This window comes from Mesorhizobium sp. ES1-6 (assembly GCF_020164775.1).
In the GTDB taxonomy this organism is placed as follows: Bacteria; Pseudomonadota; Alphaproteobacteria; order Rhizobiales; family Rhizobiaceae; genus Mesorhizobium.
Window position 1 is genome coordinate 455,962 of sequence record NZ_JAIUGU010000003.1, and the last position, 24,983, is coordinate 480,944.

Below are 24,983 nucleotides of genomic sequence, written 5' to 3' on the forward strand. Positions count from 1 at the left end.
AGCTTCGCTCGATCTTCACCCCTGCCGTCGCGCCATGAAGGCCAGCCGTTCGAACAGATGCACATCCTGTTCGTTCTTCAGCAGGGCGCCGTGCAGCTTGGGCAGCGCGTTCTTGGCGTCGGCGCGCAAATCCTCGGGCGCGATGTCGTCGGCGACCAGCAGCCGGATCCAGTCCAACGCCTCCGATGTCGACGGCTTCTTCTTCAGCCCCGGCACGTCGCGGATTTCGTAGAACTGGGTGAGTGCGGCGCGCACCAGGTTCTGCTTGATGCCGGGATAGTGGACGTCGACAATCTTGTGCAGGGTCTCGACATCGGGAAAGCGGATGTAGTGGAAGAAGCAGCGGCGCAGGAAGGCGTCCGGCAGTTCCTTCTCGTTGTTGGAGGTGATGATGACAATGGGCCGCACGGCGGCGCGGATCGTCTCGCCGGTCTCGTAGACGAAGAACTCCATCCGATCGAGCTCCTGCAGGAGGTCGTTGGGGAATTCGATGTCGGCCTTGTCGATCTCGTCGATCAGAAGCACGACTTTCTTGCCGGCGGCGAAGGCCTCCCAAAGCTTGCCGCGCTTGATGTAGTTCCTGATGTCATTGAACCTCGCGTCGCCAAGCTGGCTGTCGCGCAGCCGCGAGACGGCGTCATATTCGTAGAGGCCCTGCTGCGCCCGCGTCGTCGACTTGACATGCCATTCGATGAGGTCGAGGCCGAGTGCCGCCGCCACCTGCCTGGCAAGTTCCGTCTTGCCGGTGCCGGGCTCGCCCTTGACCAGCAGCGGCCGTTCCAGCGCGATCGCCGCGTTGACCGCCACCATCAGATCCTTGTCGGCGACATAGGCCGCGGTGCCTTCAAAACGCATCTTTGCTCCTCGGTTGGTCCGGACGACCGTAAGGAGGCGGCTCAACCTGTGCAAGGGCGCGCCGGCTGCGACGAATGGGCTTGAAACCCGGGATCAAAATTATCCGTTCATGAGGGAAGGCCGCCCGGCAGGCCGAAAGGGCAACATGGACGGAAAAATATCAGCCAAGACGGCGCTACAGATCGTTGTCGCGGTGCTGGCGGCAACGCCGGTCCTGGTCGGTATTGAGGGCATTCTGTTCGGACCGGCGTTCCTGCATGTAGCCGCACCATGGCCGGTCGATCTCGACAGCCATTTCCGCTTCCTGTCCGGGTTTTTCCTGGCTGTTGGTATTGCCTGGTACAGCTGCATTCCCGGCATAGAGGCAAAGACCGAGCGGTTCCGGTTGCTTGCCGCCTGCACGTTCACGGGCGGCCTGGCGCGGCTTGTTTCGTTGTTTTTGGTCGGCGCGCCTTCGCTGGGTCACGTCGCCGGGCTATGCGTCGAGCTGCTCGCAGTACCGGCGCTGGTCGTGTGGCAGGGCCGTGTCGCGAATAAAGCCGCCGGGAGGGGGCAACTCTCTGGCGCTTAGCCGGCCAGCGGCCTATATTGGGGGAGACGGTCTGCGCTTCCCGGCAGGAGACACTTTTCCCCGGGGCCTTAACGATCCTTAGGGAGCTGTCCCTGGGAAGACCCGTGGGTTTTCTCACACGGCGCCCACCTACTTTGTAGGCACCCGGGATCGACCTCTCCACCGGTTGTGTGGATCGTCACTAATTGCCACGCATTCCTGCGGGTGATGCGGTAGAAAACGTCGCTCCTAAAACGCCATCCTGATACGGCCTTTTCTATCGTCCTGGCATGACATCTTCGAAAGACCTGAAAAAGCAGCTTCGGCTCGAGGCCCTTGGGCGCCGCGACGCGCTTGATGAACTGTGGCGGGTGGAGGCGGCGCTCGAAATGGCAGAGACGGCGCGCGACCAGTTCTCCATCGAACTCGGCCAGATCGTGTCCGGCTTCTGGCCGATGCGTTCAGAAGTTGACGTTCGCCCACTGATGTTTGCCTTGCGCGAGCAAGGGGCGCGGCTCTGCCTGCCCGCCATTCTCGACAAGACCACCATCGTCTTTCGCGAACTGGTGCGTGGCGCGCCGATGGTCGACATGGGCTTTGGCACGGTCGGGCCGCATGCGGAGGCCGAAGTCCTCGACCCCTCGGTCATGCTCGTGCCGCTCGCCGCCTTCGACGCGCGCGGCCACCGCATCGGTTATGGCGCCGGCTATTACGACCGCGCGATCGCGAAGCTCGTCGACAAGGGGCATGCGCCCCGGCTGATCGGCATCGCTTTCGACTGCCAAGAAGTTTCGCAAGTTCCGGACGAACCCCATGACGTGGTCATCCCGGAAATACTCACCGAGAGCGGGTTGCGCCGCTTCGCGCCAAAATTGTAGATAGTTCTTTGAACGCATGATCTTTGCCGAAAAGTCATGCAACTTTTCGGGATCAGGCATAGATGAGACTTCTCTTCCTCGGGGACATGGTTGGAAAGACGGGCCGCACCGCTGTGTGGGAACAACTGCCTGGGCTCATCTCCGACTTCAAACTGGATTTCGTCATCGTCAACGGCGAGAACGCCGCCGGCGGCTTCGGCATAACCGAAGAGATTTTTCGCGAGACGATCGCGGCCGGCGCCGATGTGGTGACCACGGGCAACCATGTCTGGGACCAGCGCGATGCGCTGGCCTTCGCGCCACGCGAGCAGCGCTTCCTGCGTCCCTCCAACTTTCCCAAGGGCACGCCCGGACGCGGCTCCGGCGTCTATATCGCCAGAAGCGGGGCGCGTGTTCTGGTCGCCAACATCATGGGCCGGGTGTTCATGCATCCCGAACTCGACGATCCGTTCCAGGCCGGCGAGCGTGAGCTTGCGGCCTGTCCGCTCGGCGAGCAGGCCGATGCGGTGATCATCGACTTCCATGCGGAGGCGACCTCGGAGAAAATGTGCTTCGCGCATTTCGTCGACGGCCGCGCCAGCCTCGTCGTCGGCACCCACACGCACCAGCCCACCGCCGATCACCAGATCCTCAATGGCGGCACCGGATACCTGTCGGATGCCGGCATGTGCGGCGACTATGATTCCTCGCTCGGCATGGACAAGGAGGAGCCGCTCAACCGGTTCCTGTCGAAAGTGCCGAAAGGACGTTTCGAGGCAGCGACCGGACCGGCGACATTGTGCGGCGTCGGCGTCGATATTTCCGACCGCACGGGGCTGACCGAGAAGATCGCGCCGTTTCGTCGCGGGCCGCGATTGGAAGAAACGGCACCGTCCTTCTGGTCGTGACATTGATATAGAGGTTCGCAGTACCTAATTGCCGGCGACACTGCTCTAGATCGTAGGGGACGACCTCCATGCAGCTTATTGAATTCCTGGCGCCGCATTTTCAATTCGTTTCCGATCCGACCGCCTGGGTCGCCTTGCTGACGCTGGTGGTGCTTGAGATTGTGCTCGGCATCGACAATCTGATCTTCATCTCCATCCTGACCAACAAGCTGCCCGTGGAGCAGAGGGCGCGCGCGCGCCGCCTTGGCATCTCAGCGGCGCTGATCATGCGCCTGGTGCTGCTCGCCACCATTTCCATCATCGTCCAGCTGACGACGCCGGTGTTTACCGCGTTCGGCCACGGTTTCTCCTGGCGCGACCTGATCCTGATCGCCGGCGGCCTGTTCCTGGTGTGGAAGGCGACCAAGGAGATCCATCACACGGTCGACCCCGACGACCATCAGGACACGATGCTGGGCGAAACGCTCAAGATCTCGCTCGCCGGCGCGATCTTCCAGATCCTGCTGCTCGACCTGGTCTTCTCGATCGATTCCATCATCACCGCCGTCGGCATGACCGACGAGATCGCCATCATGTACATCGCGGTCGTCGTGGCCGTCACGGTGATGATGCTGGCGGCCGGGCCGCTGGCGGATTTCATCGCCAAGAACCCCAGCATCGTCATGCTGGCACTGGGCTTCCTGCTGATGATCGGCATGACGCTGATCGCCGATGGCATGGGGTACCATGTGCCCAAGGGCTACATCTACGCGGCGATGGGTTTCTCGGCGCTGGTCGAGGGCCTCAACATGCTGGCGCGGCGGCGCAAGAAAGCGAAATCCAGCGACGGGCATTAGAGCGCGGACGCTTAGGATTGTCGGGCTCGGAAAGCGACGCCGCATGAAAGGAGGCGCTATGAGCAGGAAGGATCTTAGCCGCGACCAGCGAGACCAGCTTGCAAAGCTGGTCGATTTGCCTGACAGCGAGATTGATACTTCCGATATTCCGGAGGCTCCGGCCGAGAACTGGATACACGCCCGTCGCGGGAATCTTTACCGCCCAGTCAAGCAGCCGGTGACCATTCGGCTCGATGCCGACGTGCTTTCATGGATCAAGGAACATGTCGGAGGCGGGGGCTATCAAACCGAGATTAATCGGGTGCTCCGCCGCCATGTGATCGAACAGGAAAAGCGGCGATCCTGAGTCGCTTAACCTGCCGGTACTCCGTTCGGGTGCCGATCACCGATGAGGCCCAGCGTCAGGCCCTGTTCCAGCCAGGCCTTGGCGCCGGCGAGCACCAGTGTGAAGCCTCCGGTTGAACCGACCGCTCCTTTCACCTGCTCGTCGCCATTGCCGGCAAAGCCGAAATTGCGAACTTCGAGGAAGGTTGTCCGGCCGGGCATTTCCGTGAAGATCCAGACCACGGTGGTAGGCGGGTCGCCCCACGTCATCACGATCCGTTCGTTCCTGACGATTTCGCTCACGCGGACCGTCGTAGAGACGCCGTACATGCGCCACTCCCAATGCACCTCCTTGCTCCCATCCAGCCGGCCGCTGCCATGGGTGAACCAGAATTTTGTCGTGATCGCCGGGTCGACAATGGCCTCGAACACCTCGGCGATGGGCCGCCGGATCAGCATGCCGGCCTCGGCCGTGGGCGTTTCATGGATCTGCATTGCCGTTCTCCTTTCCGAACTCACCAGGCGTCGGGTTCACGGACCATGTGAACGATGTTGGCCGGGTTGGTGATCCAGCCACCGCGGAACCCTTCGCCCAGCGGTTCGATGGCATCGCATCTTGTGATGCCGGCGTCGGCGAAACGCTCGGCAGCGCCCGAAAAATCCTGCGTGAACAGCTCCAGCCAGACTTCCGCCTGGCTCATCATGGGTGCCTCGTCGATCCACAGGCGGTTGGGTCCAAGCTCGAAGCCGACGGCCGGCGCCTTGGCGGTGAACGGCTTGAGGCCGACGACGTCCCGGTAAAAGGCGATCGTCGCCTCATATTGGTGCGGCGGCACCTTCATGGCGATGTTGATGCCGCCGGTGATCTTCGCGGTCATTGCGGGCTCCATTTTCTTGGCGTTCAAATGTTGTCTTCGCTGGCGGGCTCGCCCTTCATCTCGCTGCGGTAATAACCGTCGCGCAGGTTGATGCCGTATTCGACATAGGCCTTCATGCAGGCCAGCATCTGCGACCAGCCCTCGCAATTGAGGTAGGATTTCTTCAGGCCGACCGCGCCTTCCTGCCAGCCGCTCTCGGCGATGGTGACGAAGGTGCCGCCATCGTCGAGCGGCTCGAAATTCATCTCGATGCGGGTCTTGTACGCCGGCTTGCCGTCGGCGTCGGTAGCATCCCAGCGCAGCACGATGCGGCTGTCCTTGACCACTTCGTCGACCTCGACAGGCACCTTGCCCCACCAGACGACACCAGAACCGGCAACCAACGGCGCGCTGGCGCCGCCGATGGTGGTGAAATAGCCGCTGAGCTTCCTCGGATTGACGACCGCGTCGAAGACCTCGGCAACCGGCCTGCCGATGCGGCCGGAAATTCTGAACCCAAGAGACATATCCACAGCTCCTTGCTTGATCGCGACAACGATATGTTATAGAAACATAACATGTCAAGCCGAGCGCAGGACGACAATGTTTTCAAGGCGCTGGCGCATCCGCGCCGGCGCGAAATGCTGGATCAATTGAAAGACGAGCCGAAAACCACCGGCATGCTGTGCGAGGCCTTTCCCGACATTGATCGCTGCACCGTCATGCTGCACCTCAAGGTGCTGGAGGAGGCTGACCTGATCGTTGCGCGCCGCGAAGGACGCGAGCGCTGGAACCATCTCAACGCACTGCCGATCAAGCAGATCCACGACCGCTGGATCAGCCAGTATGCCGGCCATGCGCTTAGCATCATCGACCGGCTGAAGTCCGATCTTGAAGCATAGACACGTCCCGGGTCGCCTTAGTGCGGCGCGGCTGGACGAATTGAGCCGATTTATCTATAAGCCGGCCATTCCGACAAGAGCGCCGCGCGTCCATCCGGACGCATCAGGGACGTTCTGAAATTTTGAATTCGAGTGTTTTGGAAAGCGAGGTCACGCATCTCGCGGCAAGATGCTCTAGCCGAACACGACAGGGGTGCCATGGCTGGCCATTCACAGTTCAAGAACATCATGCACCGCAAGGGCCGTCAGGACGCGGTGCGGTCGAAAATGTTTTCCAAGCTGGCGCGCGAAATCACCGTCGCCGCCAAGAGCGGAACGCCCGACCCATCGATGAATCCGCGCCTGCGCCTGGCGATCCAGAACGCCAAGGCGGTGTCGATGCCTAAGGACAACATCCAGCGCGCCGTCAACAAGGCCTCGATGGGCGATGCCGAAAACTATGAAGCCGTGCGTTATGAGGGGTATGGTCCCGGCGGCGTGGCGCTGATCGTCGAGGCGCTGACCGACAACCGTAACCGTTCGGCCTCCAATGTGCGCGCAGCCTTCACCAAGGCCGGCGGCGCACTCGGTGAAACCGGGTCGGTGTCGTTCATGTGGAACCGCGTTGGCGAAATCTATTATCCGGCCTCGGCCGGCAGCGCCGACAAGGTCATGGAGGCGGCGATCGAAGCCGGCGCCGACGATGTCGAGTCCGACGAGGAAGGCCACACAATCTATTGTTCCTTCGAAAATCTCGGCGACGTGTCGAAGGCCCTGGAAGCCTCGCTGGGCGAGGCCGAATCGGTGAAGCCGATCTGGCAGCCGCAGAACAATGTCCCGGTCGACGAGGAGCGCGCGCAGTCGCTGATGAAGCTGGTCGCCACGCTCGAGGACGACGACGACGTGCAAAGCGTCTACGCCAATTTCGAGGTCGATGACGAGACCATGGCCAAGCTCAGCGCGGCGTGAGCGAAGGCCGTCCGACATGAGCACAGCTCAGTTGCCCGCCATCCGCATCACCTACTGCACGCAATGTCATTGGCTGTTGCGTGCCGGCTGGATGGCGCAGGAGCTGCTTTCCACCTTCGGTACCGAACTCGGCGAGGTGACGCTGGTGCCGGGCACCGGCGGCATCTTCACCATCTCCTGCAACGATGTGCTGGTCTGGGACCGCAAGCGCGATGGCGGTTTTCCGGATGCGGCAAAACTGAAGCAACTGGTCCGCGACGTTATCGATCCGGATCGCGATCTCGGCCATGCCGACCGCAAGGGTCACACGTCGAAGGGTGACACGCAGAAAGACCCCGCCTGAGCGGAGTCTTTTGCGTCTCGTTAGACCTCTTCAGAGCAATGCGAAGATAAAGCAGGCCATCGCCGCGATGGCGGTGACGGTGCGGACGTGGTTCCACATCACCCATTGGCTCAGGTGGTTCGCCCAGACGGCGGCGCCGTTGCTGCTGGTCGGATCGACAGCGGCGAGCGCGTCGTTGAGCGGCACGTTGAAAACCATGGTCACGATCGGGTTGCCGATCAGGTAGATCACCGCGCCGGCCAGCAGCCAGTACGAGCCGGACTGGCTCCAGCCCATGAGGGCGGCGGCTATAAGCACCAGGCAGATCAGTCCGGTGCCGAAAAGCGCGGTCATGAAGGTCGGGGTGATCACCGTGATGTTGATCGAATTCATCGCGGCGATGCCGGTTGGAACGGGCAGCCGGGCAAGTGCCGCCATGACGAAGTTGGAAAAGGCGAAGAACACGCCGCCGACGACGCCCGAGCCGATCGCGGCAATGATGGTGAGGGCGGGGAAAAGCTTGGTCATCTCAATTGCTCCAGATGCCGGTTGCGGCGGTTTCATTAGTGTCAGTCATTTCGGGTTCCTCCGTTACAAAATATGAGCAATCCTCACATTTGCAAAACGTGATAAACCCTCGTATTTTGTGAGTCAAGCCATTCGAATGGATTTTGCCGAGCGCATTTGTTGGAGACAGTCATGGAAGGCACAGCGGCCAACGAGCAGATCGCTTCGCCGCGCAAGGCACCAAGCCAGCAGCGCAGCCGCGAACGGGTCGAGCGCATGCTTGCCGCCGCCTCGGCGCTGATCGCCGAGCAAGGCAGCGATGCCATGCGCATGGGCGAGGTGGCGGAACGGGCAGGCGTGTCGATCGGCTCGCTCTACCAGTTCTTTCCCGACAAGCGGGCGATCGTCTGGGCGCTGGCCGAGCGCTATACGGTGGAAAGCCAAGCCTGCATCTCAGAGGCGCTCAAGGACGTCACGGATGCGGAGGGGCTGGGCCGAGCGTTTTCGGAGCTGGTCGATATCTACTATGGGCTGTTCCTGGCCGAGCCAGTGATGCGCGACATCTGGTCGGGCACGCAGGCCGACAAGACCCTGCGCCAGCTCGAGCTCGCCGACAGCCGCGCCAATGCCGAATTCCTCAGTGCCGTCTTGAGGCGGCTAAAGCCCGATGCCGATGCCGAAGCCTTGGAGACGACGGCGTTTCTGGTCTGGCAGATGGGCGAGGCGGCCGTGCGGCTGGCGATCTCGGTCGACCGGCAGGAAGGCGACAGGCTGGTCGCCGCCTACAAGCGCATGGCGCTGCGGGAACTGCTGGGCGCGTAGGTGCCCTTGAGCTTCCCATAGCTTTAACATCTGGCGAAGCCGCCAAGGACGGAGCCCTCTCCCCGTATAGTGACGGGGAGAGGGGAGATGGTTGCGCGCAACAAAAACCCGCCACGAGGGCGGGTCTTTGAACTGCGAAGGTCGCTTGGCTTAGAGGCCGAAGCCCTCGAAGCGCTTCTTGAACTTCGACAGGCGGCCGCCGCGGTCGAGCAGGGTCTGCTGGCCGCCGGTCCAGGCCGGGTGGGTCGTCGGATCGATATCGAGGTTCATCGTATCGCCTTCCTTGCCCCAGGTCGAACGGGTCGTGTATTCGGTGCCGTCGGTCATGACGACCTTGATGGTGTGGTAGTCGGGGTGAATGGCGCTCTTCATGGCTCGGTTCCTGGCTTGCTGGCGCGGCGGACGGGCATAAGCCTGCGTCGATGCGCCCCTTTTTAAAACTCGAAGCCGCAGCTATTGAGGAGCCACGGCTTCTAAAACGGTCGGCGTGCCTATACATCAGCCGGAATTGAATCACAAGGCCGTGGCAAGCGCAATTCAGGCGCATAGGCCGAGGCGGCTAGAGGAACACCTAGAATGGCGCAATCAAGCAGCGCAGACGAGCGCCGACGCTCGCTCAAGCCGCTCAGGCGCCTGTTCCCCTATATCGCGGGATATCGCACGCTGGTCGTCGGCGCGCTCATCTCGCTGGCCATCGCGGCGGCAACCACATTGGCGCTGCCGCTGGCGGTACGGCGCATGATCGACCATGGTTTCTCGTCGACCGGCACCACCTTCATCGCCGAGTACTTCGCGGCGCTGGTGGCGATGGCCGCCGTGCTGGCGGCGGCATCGGCCGGCCGTTACTATTTCGTCATCACGCTCGGCGAGCGCGTCGTCGCCGATATCAGGCGCGACGTCTTCGCCCATGTGACGACGCTGTCGCCTGCCTTTTTCGACACCGCCCAGTCGGGCGAGATCGTGTCACGGCTGGCCGCCGACACCACGCAGGTCAAGTCGGCGGTCGGCGCCACAGCGTCCGTGGCGCTGCGCAATGTCATCCTCGGCCTCGGCGCGGTGGGGATGATGGTCGTCACCAGCCCGAAACTGTCCAGCCTCGTCATCGCGGCCATTCCCATCATCGTGCTGCCGCTGGTCGCCTTCGGCCGCTCGGTGCGGCGCAAGTCGAGACAGGCGCAGGACACGCTTGCCGACGCGACAGCCTATGCCAGCGAGCAGATCGGCGCGGTGCGCACGCTGCAGGCCTTCACCAATGAGAAACTGGTCACCGGTCGCTTTTCGGGCGCGGTGGAAGCCGCCTTCGAGGCGGCACGCGCCTCGATTTTCGCACGCTCCTTCCTGACCTTCTTCGCTATTTTCACCATTTTTTCGTCCGTCGTGGCGGTGCTGTGGTTCGGCTCGCGCGACGTGCTCGACGGCATGATATCGCCCGGCACGCTCGGCCAGTTCCTGCTCTACTCGGTGTTCGCCGCCGGCGCGCTCGGCGCGCTCTCGGAAGTCTGGGGCGAACTCGCGCAAGCAGCCGGCGCGGCCGAACGGCTGACCGAGATCCTGGCCGAGACGCCGGCGATCCAGGCGCCGGCCAGTCCGAAACCGCTGCCGGCGGTCGCCAAGGGCGCGATCGCCTTCGACGACGTCTCCTTTTCCTATCCGGCGAGGCCCGACCGCGCCGCCGTCCATGGCTTGAGTTTTTCGGTCAAGCCCGGCGAGACGGTGGCCATCGTCGGCCCCTCGGGTGCCGGCAAAAGCACTGTGTTCTCGCTGATCCTGCGCTTCTACGATCCGGAGACAGGAAAAATCCTGATCGACGGCGTCGATGTGCGCGAGGCCGATCCTGTTGCGGTCAGGCAGCGCATCGCCATCGTGCCGCAGGACGTCACCATCTTCGCGGCGAGCGCGCGCGACAATATCGGCTTTGGCCGGCCCGGCGCCAGCGAGGCCGAGATCGAGGCGGCGGCGAAGGACGCGCTGGCCGACGAATTCATCCTCAAGCTCGAAAAAGGCTACGACAGCCAGGTCGGCGAACGCGGCGTGACGCTGTCGGGCGGCCAGCGCCAGCGGGTGGCGATCGCCCGCGCCATCCTGCGTGACGCGCCGATCCTTTTGCTCGACGAGGCGACCTCGGCCCTCGACGCCGAAAGCGAAACGCTTGTGCAGACGGCGCTCGAGCGGCTGATGCGGGGGCGCACCACCATCGTCATCGCCCACCGGCTGGCGACGGTGCTCAAGGCCGACAGGATCCTGGTCATGGACGGCGGCCGCATCGTCGAGGAAGGCACGCACCAGAGCCTGGTCGCCAAGGGCGGCATCTATGCCCGGCTGGCCAAGCTGCAATTCGAGACCGGAGCCAGCGCCTTCAGGGGCGCGGCGGAGTAACGGGCTCTACGCGCCTCGGCGTAACGAAACTCGGTCATCCCAGGCGCATTGTCGCTTCGTGGGTCACGCGGCCGGCGTCATCCGCCGTAGCGCTGCTTCAGGTGGTTGACGAAATAGACGGCGTTGAGTTTTTCGCCGGTGGCGCGTTCGAGCAGGTCCGGCGTCGACCAGCGCGACCCCTGCGACCAGATTTTCTCACGGCGCCATCCGTTGATCGCCTCGAAATTCCCTTTGGCGAGATCATCGTCGGCTGAAGGATGCTCGCGCACCAGCGCGGCCCATTGCTGCGCCGCCATCATCGCGCCCAGCGTGTAGGAGGGGAAATAGCCGAAGGCGGCACCTGGCCAATGCACGTCCTGCATGGGTCCATCGGCCGGATTGTCGATGGTTGAGAGGCCTAGATAGTCGCGCATCCTGGCATCCCAGGCTTCAGGCAGATCAGCCACCTCCAGGCGACCCGAGACAAGCTCCTGCTCCAGTTCGTAGCGCAGGATGACATGCAGCGGGTAGGTCACCTCGTCGGCATCGACGCGGATCAAGCCGCGCTCGACGCGGTGTACATGGGGCAGGAGATCGTCGAGCGACCAGGCCTCGCCAAGATGTTTTTCCACCACCGGCAGCGCCCAGCGCCAGAAGGCCGGATTGCGGCCGACCTGCTTTTCGACGAACAGGCTCTGGCTTTCATGCACCGCCATGCCGCGGGCCTTGCCGAGCGGCCAGTGCGACCATGCCTTGGGCAGGTTCTGTTCATAGAGCGCGTGACCCGTCTCGTGCAGCACGCCCATCAGCGCCGACAGGAAATCCGACGTCTTGTAGCGCGTGGTGATGCGCACGTCGCTCGGCACGCCACCGCAGAAGGGATGGTGCGACACAGACAATGAGCCATGGGTCAGGTCGAAGCCGACCGCAGCCATCATGGCAAGCCCGAGCTCGCGCTGCCGGTCGATGGCATAGATACCCGAAAGCGGTTTCAGCGGATGCTTGCGCAGCCGCGCTTCCTGTATCGCCAGCGCCTCCGGCACGAAGCCTTTGAGGAAGGCCTTCAGGTCGGCGAAGACGGGGGTGATATCGGCCGTGCGGTTGCCGGGATCGTATTGCTCCATCAGCGCGTCATAGGGAGCGAGGCCAAGCACGTCGGAGCGCAGGGCCGCCTCCTCGCGCACCAGCGCCACCACGCCCTCCAGCGCCGGCTGGAAGCCAGTCCAGTCGTTCTTGGCGCGCAGCGCGCGCCACAATTGCTCGCAGCGCATGCGCGCCGTGGTCTGGCGCTCGACGAATTCGACCGGCAGGCAGGTCAGGTTGGTGTATTGCCGCCGCAGTTCGGCGAGGGCCGCCCGCTGCTCATCGTCCAATGCCTCGCCTTCGGCCGCGGCGATCCAGTCCGATATTTCGGGCGCTGTCGCCCTGGCGTGGTACATGCCGGCAAGGGCCGCCATCGCCTCGGCGCGCTTCTCGCCACCACCAACGGCCATGTGGGTCGCTTCATCGGCGCCGAGGATTGCCAGCGCATGTTCAAGCGCTTCGAGCTTGTGGCCGAGATCGTCGAGTTTGTGAAAGGACATTGCGGCTTCCGTGGTTGAGGACGGGGCGAAAAGACACCAACGCAAAAGCAATGGCAACCCTCGGATGCCTCCGGCGGATACACCTTGCGCAGGCGATGCCAGACATGAAATGCTGCGGGCGAGGCATGAAGGGGGAGCAGATGATCGGCAACCTACTGGTCGGGCTGGTGGCCCTGATCCATGTCTACATAGTCTATCTCGAGATGGTGCTCTGGGACACGCCGCGCGGGCACAAGACATTCCGCCTGACACCGGAATTCGCCAGCGCCTCCAAAGTGCTCGCCGCCAATCAGGGTCTCTATAACGGCTTTCTCGCCGCCGGCCTGATCTGGGGGCTTTACCTCGGCGCAGGCGGTTTCCAGGTCAAGGTCTTCTTCCTGTTGTGCGTGGCCAGTGCCGGTCTCTATGGCGCGGCGACGGTCGGCCGCAAGATCCTGTTCATCCAGACCGTGCCGGCGGCGATCGCCCTGATCGCGGTCTGGTTTGGGTGGTAGGCAGAATGGGTTGGTAGGCAGGATGGGTTGGTAGGCAGGATGGGCTGGCAGGTAAGATGGGCCGGTGAGGAAAAAGGACGCCCGCGGGATTGGGGTCCCGAAGGCGCCAAGATGGTCCCTTCCTCTTGGACCCTCTCAGACAGGATGGCTTCAGCCGTTCGGATAGTTTCCGCCGTCGGCACCATCACCCATCAGGAAACCGCTGCCGGTGTCGACCATCAGACGTTGATCGACATTGTCGAGCCGGCGCAGCAGGTCATGGTATTGCGCGGCCGGGATCCTGCCGTGATCCGACGCGGCTATCTTTTCGGCGGCGTGACCGATGCGGGCGGCGCGCATTTCCAGGCGCTCCGCGACGGCCGGGGTGATGTTGTTGGCCTGCCTGGCGTCGACGATGCCTTGATGGACGCCCTGAACCTGGTCAATGACGGCTTCGACACGCGGACCCGTCAAGTCGGTCGGGGCGGTGGCATCGAGGGCGCCCTTGTGATGGCCCGCGGCGTAAGCGCCGGCGAGCGGGACGGCAATGAGAATTGCCGCAAGCGTTGCAGTCTTGAGAGATGCTGATGAGCGCATGATGCGCTTCCTCCTGCTGGGAAGGGAGAGCGGCCGCGCCGCTCGCCTTCCGACCATTTTGGGTCGTCCAGTTCCGTCGCGTCGCGATGGGAGGCATCGCCGGCGGTTCTCGGCCCTGCACGGCAAGCTAGGAGCGCCTTGGCGCGAAGTGTAATTAAAAAAAGATAATCTTTTCAGGCCTTGCCGGCCGGTCTCTGCGCCCTAGAGTTGAGCCGGCGAACAATTTCGCGTGAGTTCGCGTGATGATGGATCAACGTTCGGTTAGCTTCAGCTCGATGCGGCGATTCTTGTTGCGCGCTTCGTCGGTGTCGGCGGGATCGAGCGGCTGGAACTCGCCGAAACCGGCGGCGACCAGCCGGTTGGCCGGCACGCCGTTCTCGATCAGGAACTTGACCACCGAGGTCGAGCGTGCCGTCGACAGTTCCCAATTGTCGCGATAGCGGCCATTGCCGGAAAGCGGCTTGTTGTCGGTGTGGCCGTCGACGCGCAGCACCCAGTTGATCTCCGGCGGGATTTCTTTCTGCAACTCGATGATGGCGTCGGCGAGCTTCCTCATCTCGACCTTACCGGCATCGTTGATCACTTCGGAGCCGGTCGGGAACAGCACCTCCGACTGAAAGACGAAGCGATCGCCGACGATGCGGATGTTCTCGCGATCGGCGAGGATTTCGCGCAGCCGTCCGAAGAAATCGGAGCGATAGCGGTTCAATTCCTGCACACGCTGCGCCAGCGCCACGTTCAGGCGGCGGCCGAGATCGGCGATCTTGGTGTTGGAATCACGGTCGCGCGTTTCTGATACATTGAGGGCATCCTCGAGCGCGCCGATCTGCTTGCGCAAGGCCGCGATCTGCTGGTTGAGGATCTCGACCTGGCTCAGCGCCTGCTGGCTGATCTGGCGCTGGTTGTCGAGTTCACCGCCCAGTTCGGCGGCACGCTGGTTGGCGGCGTCACCGGCGCCGGCACCTTGTGCCAGCAATTGTTCGAGCCGGCTTTTTTCCGCCTCGGCCGCCGACAGGGACGCCTGCAAATTGGCGAGCGAATCCTCCTTGTCCTGCGCCGTCGAGCGCTCCAGCGCGAGCAGCTGGGTCAATTCGTTGATCTGCGAATTGAGGCGCGACAGCGCCGTGTCCTTGCCGGAGATCTCGCGGCCGAGCAGGAACTGTGCCAGCACGAAAACGGTGAGCAGGAACATGATGGCGAGCAGCAGCGTCGACAGCGCGTCGACGAAGCCAGGCCAATAATCGATGCGGCGATCGGTACGCCGGCCCCTGGCAAGCGCCATGCTAGTGAACCTCGGGCTTCTTCAGGGCGTCGGCGATCTTCTCCAGCGTGTTGCGCATCGCCTTCTGCTCGTCGGACTGGGCCTCGACCCAGTCGCGCATGATCTGCTGCTCGGAGCGCATGTTCTTGACTAGGCCGGAAATGCCGTCGGCGAGATTGGCCATGGCGGTGGCGACGCGAGGGTTGGAGCCGCCGCCGTTCTCCTGCATGCTACGCAGCCGCTCCGACAACAGGCGGATCTCGTCGGAAGGTTCGGCCTTGGCCGGGTCGGAGACGACGATGTCGGACGACAGATCGGTGACCGAGGACAGCCAGTTTTCGAGTTCGGTGTAGAAGCGCGTCTGGGCGCGGCCAGCCTGCAGGTCGAGGAAGCCGAGCACGAGCGAGCCGGAGAGGCCGAACAGCGAGGACGAGAAGGCAGTGCCCATGCCGGCCAGCGGCGCCGACAGGCCCTGTTTCAGCGAATCGAGCACCGCCGCGGCGTCACCCGTGCCTGGATCGAGCGATTCGATGGTCTCGCGGATCGAGCCGATCGTGTTCAACAGGCCCCAGAAGGTACCGAGCAGGCCGAGGAACACCAGCAGGCCGACCAGGTAGCGCGAGGTGTCGCGGCTTTCGTCGAGGCGCGTTGCGATGGAATCGAGCATTGTGCGCATCGAGGAGGTCGAAAAGGCCATCGACGAGGAGCGGCCGATCATTGCCTTCATCGGCGCCAGCAGCACCGGTTCCGTGGTTTCCGAGCCGGCGCGGAAAGAGTTGACCCAGCGCACCTCGCGAAATAGCCGCCCGACCTGCGTGAACGCCAGCAGGATACCGACGACCAGCACGCCGACGATCAGGCCGTTGAGGCCGGGATTGGTGACGAAAGCGGTCGTGACCTGACGGGTCAGGATGGCGGCGATGAAGGCGACGATGGCCAGGAAGATGACCATGGTCAGCAGGAAGACCTGCGGACTCGACAATTTGTGCGGATCGTAGACCAGTACGTCGGAGCGCCTGCCCATGCCGAAGGATCTGAGAAAAGCCATCCGTGCCCCGTTTCCGATGCTCTATTTTGCCTTCACGCAATTCCGAACGGGAAACCGCTCACGCTTTCCCTGGAATTGCTCCAGCGCCGCCGATCACGTAGTTGGCGACTCTAAACGGAATTGTGACCAAATTGAATGGTGCTTGGCAATATTGCCACAGGCGGCCTTTGCGGCCGGCGCATCAGAGGCGGTTGATGACCAGGCAGTCGACCATGGCCGCCAGATGCAGGCCGGCGCCGGTGACGACGAAGCCGTGCCAGAGCGCGTTGTGGAAACGCAGCGCCTTCCAGGCGAAGAAGATGACGCCGCAGGAATAGACGACACCACCGGCGACGATGAGCATGATCGACGTGGTCGGCAGCGTCTCGACGAGCGGTTTGACGAGGATGATGCCGCTCCAGCCGATGGCAAGGTAGAAGACGATCGCCAGCCTGTCGAAGCGCCCCGGGAAAAACACCTTGATGGCAATCCCCGTTGCCGCCGCGGCCCAGACCAGTACGATCATCCATCTCGCCAGCGGCGAGGCTCCCAACTGGGCCAGAAAGGGTGTGTAGGTGGCGGCGATCAACAGATAGATCGCGGCATGATCGAAACGCCGCAGGATCCATTTCGCGGGCGAGGTCACCGGCCACAGATTGTAGGTCAGCGATACCGAGAGCACGGTGAGCAAGGAGACGACATAGAAGGCCGCGGCGATGTATTCGCCGGGCCCGACCCGGAAGGCGGCGAGCGCCAGCAACGCCGAACCGGCGGCGATCGCCAGCACGATGCCGACCGCATGGACGATCCCGTCGGCGATCATCTCGGCGCGCGAATAATGCCAGCGTCCGATGAAGGGAATTTCCGTCTGTGGCGGCGTGTTGGTCATCTATCGTCCTAGCGTCACCCGTTATCTGGGCAACCGCCGGACAGTATTTCAAGCTTTGTTTGCGGTTTTGCGACTGCGGCGGTTCAGCGCGCCAGGCATTTGCTTCCAGGCAAATTCCTGGGCGGCCCGCACTTTTCCTCAGCGCGGCGCCAGCGGCTTTTTCACCGCCTTCAGCAACGCGCGCTGGATGATCTCGTTGCCGGCGACGACCGAGCCGGTGTCGAGCATATCCTGTCCGCCATCCATGTCGGAGGCGAAGCCGCCCGCTTCGCGGATCAGGAGCAAGCCGGCGGCAATGTCCCAGGCCGACAGACCGACTTCCCAGAACCCGTCCATGCGGCCGGCGGCGACATAGGCAAGATCGAGCGAGGCCGAACCCAGGCGCCTGATGCCGGAGACCTCGGCCATGACGTTGCGCAGTTCGACCAGGAAATTGCCGTGATGGCCGCGGCCGAGATGCGGTACGCCGCAGCCGATCACCGTGTCGACAAGCTTCGTGCGGCCGGCGACGCGCAGGCGGCGATCATTCATGAAGGCGCCGCCGCCGCGCTCGGTCGTATAGAGCTCGTCCATGGCCGGATTGTAGATGACGCCGGCAACGATCTGGCCCTGGCGCTCAAGCGCGATCGAGACGGCGAACAGCGGAATGCCGTGCAGGAAATTGGTGGTGCCGTCGAGCGGATCGACGATCCAGCGGTGCTGGCTGTCATCGCCGGCGACGGCGCCGCGCTCTTCCATCAGGAAGCCGTAGCCCGGACGCGCCTTCGACAATTCGGCGAAGACGATGTCCTCGGCCTTGCGGTCGGCCTGGCTGACATAATCGCCGGGACCCTTCATCGAAACCTGGAGGTTCTGGACCTCGCCGAAGTCGCGCGACAGCGAGCGGCCGGCCTTCATTGCGGCCTGGACCATGACGTTGAGGAGGGCTGAGCGTGCCATAGTGCTTCTTCCTGGTACGGCGCTTTAAACTCTGTCTCGATGCATGCCGGTGACCCAAATTGGGGGCCACTTTTGGCGGCACGGATCAGTCGGCGCGGCGCACGTAAGTGATTTCGTTGGTGTCGACGATGATGCGCTCGCCGGCGCCGATGAAGGGCGGCACCAGCACGCGAATGCCGTTTTCCAGTACCGCCGGCTTGTAGGAGGACGCCGCCGTCTGGCCCTTCACCACAGGATCCGCCTCGGTGATGGTCAGCGTCACGTAGTCGGGGAGCGATATGCCGATCGGCCGCTCCTCGTAGAGCTGGACCGTCACCATCATGCCGTCCTGCAGGAACGCGGCGCGGTCGCCGACGAAGTCCTTGTTCAGTTCGAGCTGTTCGTAGCTTTGGGTGTCCATGAACACCAGCGCGTCGTCCTGCTCGTAGAGGAAGGAGAAATCCTTCAGGTCGAGCCGGATCTGCTCGACGGTCTCGGCCGAGCGGAAGCGCTCGTTGAGCTTGGTGCCGTTGATGAGGTTCTTCAGTTCGACCTGGTTGTAGGCGCCGCCCTTGCCGGGCTTGACGGTGTTGGTCCTGACCGCGACCCAGAGGCCGCCATCGTGTTCGATGACGTAGCCGGGACGGATTTCGTTGCCATTGATCTTGGCCATGATGATGGGATCCGGGATGCTGCCAACGGCTGGGCCGTCGGTATGGGATGTTCGCCGTTACAAGCGATTTAGGGCTCCAAGACCACAAATCGCCCGGAGAGGCAAGGGAGGGGCCCATTTGGGCCGGGCAAGGGGGCTGGCGCCGGCAGATCTTGCCAGCTGTCCTCAGGGCAGGCGGTTCGCCTTCTGCAGGGCCTGCTTGGTCTGGTCGTCGCTCAGCCCTTGCAGGAAATCGTCCATCTCCTGATCGATGAGGCCGGCGCGGCGGGCGACTATGTACCAGGCGCCGGCGAGCACGAGATCCGGATCGGTGCCGATGCCTTGCATATAGAGTTTTGCCAGGCGGTTCTGGGCCGCGACATTGCCGCCTTCGGCGGCCTGCTTCGTCCAGCCGAAAGCCGATTTCAGGTCGCGCGCGCCGCCGCGGCCTTCGATCATCCAGGCGGCGAGATCGATCTGCGCGGTGTCGTAGTTCTGGCGGGCGGCCTGCGCCAGCAGGCGCCGTGCCTGGGCATCGTCGCGCGGCTTGCCGCCGACGCCGTTGGCATAGATCTGCGACATGGCGTACTGCGCGTCGGCGAGACCCGTCGCGGCAGCGCGCTCATAGTAGGAAACCGCCTTGGCCAGGCCGGCGTCGCCTGAATCCTGCTGCACCAGCATCTGCGCGAAATTGAATTGCGCCAGCTGGTTGCCGGCCTCGGCGGCCGCCTGCATCAGGGCGTAGGCTCCCTTGGTGTCCTTCTTGACGTAACGGCCGTCGAGCAACATCAGCGCATATTGGAACTGCGATTCCGGCACGCCCTGCTCGGCGGCCAGCGCGTACCATTTCGCGGCCTCGGCCGAGTTCAGCGGCACACCCAGCCCACGCGACAGGATCTCGGCCACCAGCGTCTGCGCCGCCGGGTCGCCGTTCTGCGCGCGGACCAGCGCCAGATTGTATGCCGTCTTGTAAAGCCCGCGCTGGAAGGCGCCATAGGCGGCGTCCGCCGGCTTGGCGCCGAAGCGGTCGGGATTGACGCTGTCGACCGAGGGCAGCGGTGCGGGCTCCGCCGTGGTGGCGGGCTGCGGCAACTGCTTTTCGATCGGCTTGTCGGTGTGCACGCCGGTTTCAGGCTTGGGTTGCGGCAAGGGTATGGTTTCGGCGGCGGCGCCCTGGATCATCGCCGCCGCAAGCAGGGCCTGAAGGGAAAGCCTTGCCAGGGACACGTCAATCCTCGAAGCGCGGCGCTGTTTCGTCGAGCAGCGCATTGGCCCGGGCTATCGCTGCCTTCGGATCGACGCCGTCGGCGAACACGGCACTCGACAGCGCGACGAATTCGGCGCCGGTGGCGGCCACGGTTTCGACGGATGCAAGATCGAAACCGGCCTCGACGATGCAAGGGATTTGGATCATCCGCGCCCACCATTCCCCCAATGACAGGTTGCGCGGATGGGGCTCGGGCTTGTTGTCGTAGCCGAAGCGGCCGAAGAAGATGTAGTCCGGCCTTGTCTCGCCAAGCTCGAGCGCGTCGTCACGCGTCTTGGCGCCGCCGGCGCCGACCATCATTTTCGCCTGGAAATGCTCGATCGTCTCGGCGAGTTCGGCCTTGGAGACCTCGACATGGATGCCGTCGGCCTGGACCCGGCCGGCAATGCGGGTGTCGCCGGCGATGATGACGGCCACGCCCGCGGCCTGCGCCGCCGGCACGACCTGCTCGGCGAAGGCCTGGAAGGAGGCCTCGTCCATGCCGTTCTCCGGCAGGATCAGCGAGGCGACGTCGCCGCCGTCGAATGCGGCGGCAATGCGGGCGGCCGGCACGCCGGGCGGCGCGATCAGCACGATGCGGCAACGATTTGGGGGTGTGGCGTCGTTCATGGTTCTTCGATCCCGGGTTTCGCCTATGCCGGGCGAAGATGGTTGGATTGCGGCATAGAGCAAACTGCCCGCTTTGAACAGGCGGGCAGCCAGGATCGCGTTTTGACCGGCCTGCAGCCGGCGTGCCGCCTTACTTGATCGGCTGGGGGCTCGCGGCGGACGGTCTCGATTTCCACAATGTCCAGCCGAGGTTCATGCCGGCGGCAGCGATCAGGATGGCGGCGGCGCCGACGACCTGACTGAGATGCAGCCGGTGGCCGAAGGCGGTGACATCGACCAGGATCGCCACCACCGGATAGATGAAGGACAGCGACCCCTGCAGATGCGTCGGCAGCTTCTGGATGGCGCCGTACATCAGGATGTACATCAGGCCGGTGTGGACGATGCCGAGCGTTGCCAGCATGGCCCAGCTCCATGGGTCGGCGGGAAGACGCGAAAGATTGGCGAAGGGCGCCAGCATGACGACGCCGACGCAGACCTGGATGAGCGCGATCAGATGCGGCGGGGTGCCCTTGAGTTTCTTGGTGACGATTGCCGCGACGGCCCAGAAGAAGGCGGCGGCGAGCGCCATCAGGATGCCGGCGAAATAGTTCGTGCCGACATCGCCGGCGTCTGGGGCGGCCCCGACGATCAGAACCATCCCGGCGAAGGCGATGGCGAGCCAGGTCAGCTTGGCCAATGTCAGCCGCTCGGCGAAGAAGGCCGCGCCGAAGCCGACCAGCATGAAGGGTTGCGTGTTGTAGACCGCGGTGGCGATCGAGATGGAGGCGCGTGAGAACGCGCCGAACAGCAGCAGCCAGTTGATGACGATGGCCGCGCCGCCGAGTGCCGCGAGGCCGATGATGCGCATCGACAGCCTGTTGCGCAACAATCCAAGCGAAGCGCAGATGACGAGCAGTGTCAGCGCGCCGAACGCGCAACGCCAGAACACCACATCCATGATCGGCTGGCCGGACATGGTGACGAACCATCCGATCGTTCCCAGGATCGCCATTGCGGCCGACATCTCGACCGTGCCGCGTACCGTATCGTTCATGATAAGCCTCTGAACCCGTTGAGCCAGCATAATCTCATGCGATGTCGAGGCTTTCCATCTCCTCGTAAAGGCGATATGGATATATTTCCTAATTATATTAGGTGTCACCTTGGAATCCGCGAGAAAAGGAATGCTGGACGAACTCGACCGAAATCTGCTGGAAATCCTGGTCAGGGATGCGCGGACCTCGCTGAAGGATCTGGCGGCCCAGGTCGGGCTGTCGTCGCCGAGCGTTTCGGAGCGGTTGCGGCGCCTCGAGGAGCGCGGCGTCATCCGGGCGTTCACCGTCGAGATCGATCCGCTGGCGCTGGGCTATACGCTGCAGGCGATCGTGCGGATCAAACCTCTGCCGGGCAAGCTGCACATCGTCCAGAAACTGATCGAGGAAATGGAAGCGTTTGGCGAATGCGACAAGGTGACCGGCGACGATTGTTTCGTCGCCCGTCTGTTCGTGCGCTCGATCGGCGATCTCGACGGCATTCTCGACCGTATCGCCGACAAGGCCGAGACCAGTACCGCCATCGTCAAGGCGCAGCCGATCCGGCGGCGTCCGCCGCCACTGGGGTTGCCGCCGGGCTCGTCGTCTTGACTCCGCCAGGTCATGGTGGAAAGGCGCGACCGCCAAATGTCGGTCTTTCCGCCGGATGGCCGAGGAGCAAGAGAAGATGGCACAGAACATTTACGATCAGCCGGATTTCTTCGCGGGCTACAGTAAGCTTGGCCGCTCGGTCGAGGGCCTGGATGGGGCCGCCGAATGGCCGGCGCTGCGCGCGATGCTGCCCGATGTCGCGGGCCTGAGGATCGTCGACCTCGGCTGCGGCTTCGGCTGGTTCTGCCGCTGGGCGCATCAGCATGGGGCGACGCAAGTCCTTGGGCTGGACCTGTCGGAGAAGATGCTTGCCCGCGCGAGAGCGGCCGGCCCGGATACGGGTATCACCTATGCGAGAACCGACCTCGACCAGCTCAGCCTGCCACAAGCCAGCTTCGACCTCGCCTACAGTTCGCTCGCCTTGCACTATGTCGAGGACATCGAGCGCCTGTTCGGGACCGTGCATCAGGCCCTGTCACCCGGCGGCCATGTCGTCTTTTCGACGGAGCACCCGATCTACATGGCGCCGACCAGTCCGGGCTGGTCGATCGATGGGGCGGGGAAAAAGACCTGGCCTGTCGACCGGTATCTGGTGGAAGGGCCGCGCAAGACCGACTGGCTGGCCAAGGGAGTGGTGAAACATCACCGCACCATCGGCACCACGCTCAACACGCTGATCCGCACGGATTTCACGATCGAACATGTCGAGGAATTCCGTCCGACGGACGCGCAGATCGCGGCTAGGCCGGAGCTGGCGGAAGAGCTGGAACGGCCGATGTTCCTGCTGGTTTCGGCGCGCCGATAGGTGTTCAAAGCTGGTCGGCCCGATATGCCGCTGCCGGCCTATATTTGCGGTCGCCGAGCAGGCGATTCTGGGCTATTCAGGCGTTGACGCGCTTTCCCTCCAGACCAGTCCCTTCCATGTCAGGCCTGCTTCTCGATCCGTGGTTCTACGCGGCCGCCATCCCGGCGGTCATTCTGGTCGGCCTGTCCAAGGGCGGCTTCGGCGGCGCCGTCGGTTTCGTCGGCGTGCCGCTGATGGCGCTGACCATGCCGCCGGTGCAGGCTGCCGCCATCCTGCTGCCGATCCTGTGCCTGATGGACATCGTCTCGGTGTGGACGTGGTGGGGCGTGTACGATCGCAAGATGCTGGTCGACATGATGCCGGGCGCCATCATCGGCATCGGGCTTGGCTGGCTGACGGCGGCACTCGTCACCGAGGAAGCGGTGCGGCTGATCGTCGGCGCCGTCGCCATCATCTTCGTGCTGCGCTGGCTCTATCTGCAGTTTCGTCATGGTTCCGACCATGCAGCCCCACCCAATCGCGTGGCGGCGGCCGTATGGGGCACGGTCGCCGGGTTCACCAGCTTCGTCGCCCATGTCGGTGGACCGCCCTTCCAGGTCTATGCCTTGCCGATCCGGCTCGACCCCAAGGTGCTGTCGGGCACGGCGGCGATCTTCTTTGCCGCCACCAACGCGCTGAAGCTCATCCCCTATTTCGCGCTCGGCCAGTTCGACACCGCCAATCTGACGGCATCCGCCGTGCTGATGCCGCTGGCGCCGCTGTCGACCATCGCCGGCGCGTGGCTGGTGCGGCGCATGCGGCCGGAGGTTTTTTATCCCTTCACCTACGCCACTGTAGCGGTCGTGGCGCTGAAGCTTCTGTGGGACGGCATCGCCGGCCTGATGTAGCGGGCGTGCCGGCTTTGCGCCGCGCTCGCGGTTGGTCAGGCGGCGCTCGGGACGAGGCGACGGGCGCCAGCGAATGCCAGGATGGCGCCGATCGCGACAACCAACGCCATGCCGGCCAGAATGCCGACGTCACGTGGTGTCGGCTTGAGCACCATGTCGGCGACGACGACCAGCATCACGGCATAGTCGAACCGCGCTACGCGCATCATCCGCTGGCCAACGCCAAGAACGGCTGGCGTGACGCCTTCCTTGGCGATCATCGCGCCCATGCGCTCGCCGGTCGGCTTGAAGATGAACATGCCGATGGAGAAGGTCGTGGCGTAGCCTGCGAGGCCGATCACGACCCATAGATCGGAAAAGCCGACCCAGAAGCCGCACATGACGAGGCCGAAGACCAGGGTCAGCATCGACATCGGCGCGAAGAAGCGGCCGCCCAGTTCGCCGCTGGCGCGCATCGCCTGCAGCTTGTCGTCGATGTTGCCGGCGCGCTCGGCAAGCAGGCCAAGCAGGAACAGAACGAAGCCGCCGCCGACCCACAGGGTGGCCGTGACGACGTGAAGGAATTTGACGATCGAATACCAGTCCATGCGTTGCTCCTTGGGACAGTTCTTCCGGGTTCGCGGTGGCGCGGATTTGCGCCAGCCGCCAGAGGAGCGGGCGTTTAGCGCGGCGCGTGTTTCGGAACGATGTCGTGAAAAATCGGCTGTGTTTCGACCCCCTTTTTCACGGGTACAACCTACAACGAACGCGGGTGCCCGGATTTGTTTCTGCTAATATACGACGTGTCGGGAGGGGAGGCGCGACATCGTCTGGAAACATGGGCGATGCTAGAGCGCCAACGCTGGCGAGCCGGCGGCGATGAAAATCGTCTGACGATCAACCCATTCCCGAAAACGGGAAAAGGCATCCAGGGGGACTAATATGCAAGGCGTAGCACGGAATTTCTTCACGCTGGCGATCATCTACGCGCTGTGCGGCATGGCGCTCGGCATTCACATGGCGATCAGCGAAGACCATGGCCAGATGCCGACCCACGCCCACATCATGGTGGCTGGCTGGCTGATGTCGGCGGTCTTCGGGTTCTTTTATCACCTGTTTCCCGCTGCCGGGCAAAAGACGCTGGCCCTCGTCCATTTCTGGCTGACGGCAATCAGCGGCATCGGGCTGATGATCGGCCTATATATACTGCTTGCCGGAAATCCGGGGATCGAGCCATTGCTGGGGATATCTTCGATCGGCTTCTACGCGGGCATGCTGCTGTTCGCCTTCATTGCCTTGCCGGTGGTGTGGAAAAAGGCCTGAGGGAAGGCCGAAACCTGGCCTGTGCGGCTGTGCTGTTACGGCACA

Annotated in this window: 32 protein-coding genes and 1 other RNA gene; 16 read left to right on the top strand and 17 right to left on the bottom strand. The window is 63.5% G+C overall.

The features are described from left to right. Positions 1-15 precede the first annotated feature (15 nt). A complete protein-coding gene (locus LB564_RS11010) occupies positions 16-855 on the bottom strand; it encodes an AAA family ATPase (protein ID WP_224537496.1) in 840 nt (279 codons plus the stop codon). Here LB564_RS11010 and LB564_RS11015 point away from each other — a divergent pair. From LB564_RS11015 to LB564_RS11040, 6 genes are all read left to right on the top strand, one after another. After that, entirely contained in the window at positions 839-1,426 is a 588-nt protein-coding gene (locus LB564_RS11015) for a DUF4345 domain-containing protein (RefSeq protein ID WP_224537498.1), read from the top strand. The two genes, LB564_RS11010 and LB564_RS11015, sit on opposite strands and share 17 nt — an antisense overlap. 25 nt (positions 1,427-1,451) lie before the next feature. Then, positions 1,452-1,607, top strand: a non-coding RNA gene (gene ssrS / locus LB564_RS11020) — 6S RNA. A gap of 88 nt (positions 1,608-1,695) precedes the next feature. Further along, complete coding sequence (locus LB564_RS11025; protein WP_224537501.1) at positions 1,696-2,283, top strand: 5-formyltetrahydrofolate cyclo-ligase; 588 nt, start codon at positions 1,696-1,698, stop codon at positions 2,281-2,283. Positions 2,284-2,345: 62 nt separating this feature from the next. Next, positions 2,346-3,170 carry a YmdB family metallophosphoesterase gene (locus LB564_RS11030; protein WP_140702437.1) on the top strand — a complete coding sequence of 275 codons (825 nt, stop codon included), beginning with the start codon at positions 2,346-2,348 and terminating at the stop codon, positions 3,168-3,170. Between the two features lie 68 nt (positions 3,171-3,238). Continuing rightward, complete coding sequence (locus LB564_RS11035; protein WP_224537503.1) at positions 3,239-4,006, top strand: TerC family protein; 768 nt, start codon at positions 3,239-3,241, stop codon at positions 4,004-4,006. A 58-nt stretch (positions 4,007-4,064) separates the two neighbouring features. Then, entirely contained in the window at positions 4,065-4,352 is a 288-nt protein-coding gene (locus LB564_RS11040) for a BrnA antitoxin family protein (RefSeq protein ID WP_224537505.1), read from the top strand. A 5-nt stretch (positions 4,353-4,357) separates the two neighbouring features. On the opposite strand, the gene LB564_RS11045 is transcribed toward LB564_RS11040, so the two are convergent. From LB564_RS11045 to LB564_RS11055, 3 genes are read right to left on the bottom strand one after another with little or no spacing between them, the layout of a single operon-like run. Then, entirely contained in the window at positions 4,358-4,825 is a 468-nt protein-coding gene (locus tag LB564_RS11045) for an SRPBCC family protein (protein WP_224537508.1), read from the bottom strand. A 20-nt stretch (positions 4,826-4,845) separates the two neighbouring features. Continuing rightward, entirely contained in the window at positions 4,846-5,208 is a 363-nt protein-coding gene (locus tag LB564_RS11050) for a hypothetical protein (RefSeq protein ID WP_224537510.1), read from the bottom strand. 23 nt (positions 5,209-5,231) lie between these two features. Then, entirely contained in the window at positions 5,232-5,714 is a 483-nt protein-coding gene (locus tag LB564_RS11055) for an SRPBCC domain-containing protein (RefSeq protein WP_224537512.1), read from the bottom strand. Positions 5,715-5,765: 51 nt separating this feature from the next. Here LB564_RS11055 and LB564_RS11060 point away from each other — a divergent pair, with 51 nt between their 5' ends. The 3 genes from LB564_RS11060 (at position 5,766) to LB564_RS11070 (ending at position 7,380) form a co-directional block, all read left to right on the top strand. After that, entirely contained in the window at positions 5,766-6,089 is a 324-nt protein-coding gene (locus tag LB564_RS11060; RefSeq protein ID WP_224537514.1) for an ArsR/SmtB family transcription factor, read from the top strand. Positions 6,090-6,287: 198 nt separating this feature from the next. Next, complete coding sequence (locus LB564_RS11065) at positions 6,288-7,037, top strand: YebC/PmpR family DNA-binding transcriptional regulator (RefSeq protein ID WP_140702425.1); 750 nt, start codon at positions 6,288-6,290, stop codon at positions 7,035-7,037. Positions 7,038-7,053: 16 nt separating this feature from the next. Further along, complete coding sequence (locus LB564_RS11070) at positions 7,054-7,380, top strand: SelT/SelW/SelH family protein (protein WP_224537516.1); 327 nt, start codon at positions 7,054-7,056, stop codon at positions 7,378-7,380. 30 nt (positions 7,381-7,410) lie between these two features. Here the strand turns inward: LB564_RS11070 and LB564_RS11075 are convergent, their stop codons facing one another. Next, a complete protein-coding gene (locus tag LB564_RS11075) occupies positions 7,411-7,887 on the bottom strand; it encodes a DUF1772 domain-containing protein (RefSeq protein ID WP_224537518.1) in 477 nt (158 codons plus the stop codon). Positions 7,888-8,058: 171 nt separating this feature from the next. On the opposite strand from LB564_RS11075, the gene LB564_RS11080 reads away from it, so the two are divergent. Continuing rightward, positions 8,059-8,688: a TetR/AcrR family transcriptional regulator gene (locus tag LB564_RS11080; RefSeq protein WP_224537520.1), complete on the top strand. Its 630-nt coding sequence runs from the start codon at positions 8,059-8,061 to the stop codon at positions 8,686-8,688. Positions 8,689-8,838: 150 nt separating this feature from the next. Here the strand turns inward: LB564_RS11080 and rpmE are convergent, their stop codons facing one another. Beyond that, complete coding sequence (gene rpmE, locus LB564_RS11085; protein WP_010912060.1) at positions 8,839-9,060, bottom strand: 50S ribosomal protein L31; 222 nt, start codon at positions 9,058-9,060, stop codon at positions 8,839-8,841. A gap of 204 nt (positions 9,061-9,264) precedes the next feature. Between rpmE and LB564_RS11090 the strand changes: the two genes are divergently transcribed. Beyond that, positions 9,265-11,064 carry an ABC transporter transmembrane domain-containing protein gene (locus tag LB564_RS11090; RefSeq protein WP_224537521.1) on the top strand — a complete coding sequence of 600 codons (1,800 nt, stop codon included), beginning with the start codon at positions 9,265-9,267 and terminating at the stop codon, positions 11,062-11,064. Between the two features lie 77 nt (positions 11,065-11,141). Here the strand turns inward: LB564_RS11090 and LB564_RS11095 are convergent, their stop codons facing one another. Further along, positions 11,142-12,626, bottom strand: coding sequence for a carboxypeptidase M32 (locus LB564_RS11095; protein ID WP_224537523.1), 1,485 nt, complete (start codon positions 12,624-12,626; stop codon positions 11,142-11,144). 140 nt (positions 12,627-12,766) lie between these two features. Here LB564_RS11095 and LB564_RS11100 point away from each other — a divergent pair, with 140 nt between their 5' ends. Next, the gene (locus LB564_RS11100) at positions 12,767-13,120 is read left to right on the top strand and encodes a DUF1304 domain-containing protein (protein ID WP_224537525.1); all 354 of its coding nucleotides are present in this window, start codon (positions 12,767-12,769) and stop codon (positions 13,118-13,120) included. Positions 13,121-13,270: 150 nt separating this feature from the next. On the opposite strand, the gene LB564_RS11105 is transcribed toward LB564_RS11100, so the two are convergent. The 9 genes from LB564_RS11105 to LB564_RS11145 all read right to left on the bottom strand — a co-directional run bounded on the left by LB564_RS11105 (position 13,271) and on the right by LB564_RS11145 (position 21,355). Further along, complete coding sequence (locus tag LB564_RS11105) at positions 13,271-13,696, bottom strand: hypothetical protein (RefSeq protein ID WP_224537528.1); 426 nt, start codon at positions 13,694-13,696, stop codon at positions 13,271-13,273. A 250-nt stretch (positions 13,697-13,946) separates the two neighbouring features. After that, on the bottom strand, positions 13,947-14,978 hold the full coding sequence (locus tag LB564_RS11110; protein ID WP_224537530.1) for a peptidoglycan -binding protein: 1,032 nt from the start codon (positions 14,976-14,978) through the stop codon (positions 13,947-13,949). Position 14,979: 1 nt separating this feature from the next. Further along, positions 14,980-16,005: a MotA/TolQ/ExbB proton channel family protein gene (locus LB564_RS11115; RefSeq protein ID WP_140702403.1), complete on the bottom strand. Its 1,026-nt coding sequence runs from the start codon at positions 16,003-16,005 to the stop codon at positions 14,980-14,982. Positions 16,006-16,186: 181 nt separating this feature from the next. Beyond that, positions 16,187-16,873, bottom strand: coding sequence for a PAQR family membrane homeostasis protein TrhA (trhA, locus tag LB564_RS11120; RefSeq protein ID WP_224537532.1), 687 nt, complete (start codon positions 16,871-16,873; stop codon positions 16,187-16,189). Between the two features lie 138 nt (positions 16,874-17,011). Then, positions 17,012-17,812 carry an inositol monophosphatase family protein gene (locus tag LB564_RS11125; protein WP_140702400.1) on the bottom strand — a complete coding sequence of 267 codons (801 nt, stop codon included), beginning with the start codon at positions 17,810-17,812 and terminating at the stop codon, positions 17,012-17,014. An 85-nt stretch (positions 17,813-17,897) separates the two neighbouring features. After that, positions 17,898-18,464: an elongation factor P gene (gene efp, locus LB564_RS11130; RefSeq protein ID WP_019861758.1), complete on the bottom strand. Its 567-nt coding sequence runs from the start codon at positions 18,462-18,464 to the stop codon at positions 17,898-17,900. A 165-nt stretch (positions 18,465-18,629) separates the two neighbouring features. Then, entirely contained in the window at positions 18,630-19,625 is a 996-nt protein-coding gene (locus LB564_RS11135) for a tetratricopeptide repeat protein (RefSeq protein WP_263491092.1), read from the bottom strand. A gap of 46 nt (positions 19,626-19,671) precedes the next feature. Continuing rightward, on the bottom strand, positions 19,672-20,319 hold the full coding sequence (locus LB564_RS11140; protein WP_140702396.1) for a thiamine phosphate synthase: 648 nt from the start codon (positions 20,317-20,319) through the stop codon (positions 19,672-19,674). A 130-nt stretch (positions 20,320-20,449) separates the two neighbouring features. Further along, positions 20,450-21,355, bottom strand: coding sequence for a DMT family transporter (locus LB564_RS11145; RefSeq protein ID WP_224537534.1), 906 nt, complete (start codon positions 21,353-21,355; stop codon positions 20,450-20,452). A 130-nt stretch (positions 21,356-21,485) separates the two neighbouring features. Between LB564_RS11145 and LB564_RS11150 the strand changes: the two genes are divergently transcribed. The 3 genes from LB564_RS11150 to LB564_RS11160 all read left to right on the top strand — a co-directional run bounded on the left by LB564_RS11150 (position 21,486) and on the right by LB564_RS11160 (position 23,636). Further along, on the top strand, positions 21,486-21,944 hold the full coding sequence (locus tag LB564_RS11150) for an Lrp/AsnC family transcriptional regulator (RefSeq protein ID WP_224537536.1): 459 nt from the start codon (positions 21,486-21,488) through the stop codon (positions 21,942-21,944). Between the two features lie 76 nt (positions 21,945-22,020). Continuing rightward, positions 22,021-22,749: a class I SAM-dependent methyltransferase gene (locus LB564_RS11155; RefSeq protein WP_224537539.1), complete on the top strand. Its 729-nt coding sequence runs from the start codon at positions 22,021-22,023 to the stop codon at positions 22,747-22,749. Positions 22,750-22,865: 116 nt separating this feature from the next. Then, the gene (locus tag LB564_RS11160; RefSeq protein WP_224537541.1) at positions 22,866-23,636 is read left to right on the top strand and encodes a sulfite exporter TauE/SafE family protein; all 771 of its coding nucleotides are present in this window, start codon (positions 22,866-22,868) and stop codon (positions 23,634-23,636) included. Positions 23,637-23,671: 35 nt separating this feature from the next. Here the strand turns inward: LB564_RS11160 and LB564_RS11165 are convergent, their stop codons facing one another. Next, positions 23,672-24,223, bottom strand: a complete 552-nt coding sequence (locus LB564_RS11165) for a hypothetical protein (protein ID WP_224537544.1) — start codon at positions 24,221-24,223, stop codon at positions 23,672-23,674. A gap of 334 nt (positions 24,224-24,557) precedes the next feature. Here LB564_RS11165 and LB564_RS11170 point away from each other — a divergent pair, with 334 nt between their 5' ends. Next, the gene (locus tag LB564_RS11170) at positions 24,558-24,938 is read left to right on the top strand and encodes a hypothetical protein (RefSeq protein WP_224537546.1); all 381 of its coding nucleotides are present in this window, start codon (positions 24,558-24,560) and stop codon (positions 24,936-24,938) included. The last annotated feature ends 45 nt before the right edge of the window (positions 24,939-24,983 follow it).